1 protein-coding gene is annotated in these 1,057 nt (G+C 67.4%); it reads left to right on the forward strand.

The features are described from left to right. Positions 1-104 precede the first annotated feature (104 nt). On the forward strand, positions 105-773 hold the full coding sequence (locus tag ACIRRA_RS46105; protein WP_402782539.1) for a response regulator: 669 nt from the start codon (positions 105-107) through the stop codon (positions 771-773). The last annotated feature ends 284 nt before the right edge of the window (positions 774-1,057 follow it).

The following is a 1,057-nucleotide window of genomic DNA, read 5'->3' on the forward strand; positions in this document are numbered from 1 at the left end:
TTTTACGAACGCGCCCCAGCGGTGGACCTTTCGGTGTCGAAGGTCCCGACCCGAGGTGTCGTTGGCATCGTGTGATGCCCGCCTCGACGGCGGATCGTGGAGCGATGAACACCCATTCCGGTCTCGTGCGCCCGCCGCCCTCGCGGCGCCATCCTGTGCGCGTGGTGCTGATCGACAGCAACCGCGCCGTCCGTGACGCTGTCACCGACCTGCTCGAGATCGATCCGGCCGTGTCCGTGGTCGGCCAAGCCGACACCTTCGCCCGGGCCATGACCTTGCTGTCGGGCCTCGAGCCCGACGTGGCTGTCATCGACCCCCGCCTGCCCGACGGTGACGGCCTCGACCTGTGCCGGCAATCGCAGGCCACCGGCGCGGTGACTCGCTGCCTGATCCTGACCTCGGACACCGACCCCGACGCGATGGCAGCCGCCGTCGACGCCGGCGCGGCCGGATACATCATCAAAGACCTCACCGACCTGGCCCTGGGCGACGCGGTCAAAGCCCTCGCCACCGGCCGCTCACACCTGGACGCCCACAGCCCGGCCCTGATCCACGAAGCCCGCCGCCACCGCGGCGGCCATCTCCCGGCGTTGACGACCACCGAGACCGCGATCATGGGGCTGGTCGCCGACGGGCTCACCAACAAGCAGATCGCCAACCGGTTGTTCTTCACCGAGAACACCATCGGCCGCTACATCGCCCAGATGAAACACAAACTCGGCCTCGGCACCCGCTCCCAGATCGGCGCCCACCTCGACAGGCGCCCGGCATAGATACCGCTCGTCATCGGCTGGACGTAGCGCGTCACTTCGATGCAGTGCAGTGAGTACCCGGGCTGCCGCCTGTCGTTCGCGGCGGAACTCGAATCCGCCCAAAGCTCGGGGAGTTCCGCGGGAACCTCGACAGGCGCGATCTCATCCGAGGGTAGTGGCACACCGATATTGTTGCCGTCCTCGGAAAGCCGTTGGCTGGCAAGGCGTTCGCCGAGTTCGGGCATCGCTCCCCACGATTCCCGATGGAGAACATCCAAGACATCCGGTGCGGACGCCTATGTCGT

It is taken from the genome of Nocardia sp. NPDC101769 (genome assembly GCF_044766925.1).
Classification (GTDB): domain Bacteria; phylum Actinomycetota; class Actinomycetes; order Mycobacteriales; family Mycobacteriaceae; genus Nocardia.

Excerpts from the sequence above, each read along its gene's own strand:
- ACIRRA_RS46105 (WP_402782539.1), top strand. The coding sequence starts at position 105 with ATGAACACCCATTCCGGTCTCGTGCGCCCGCCGCCCTCGCGGCGCCAT.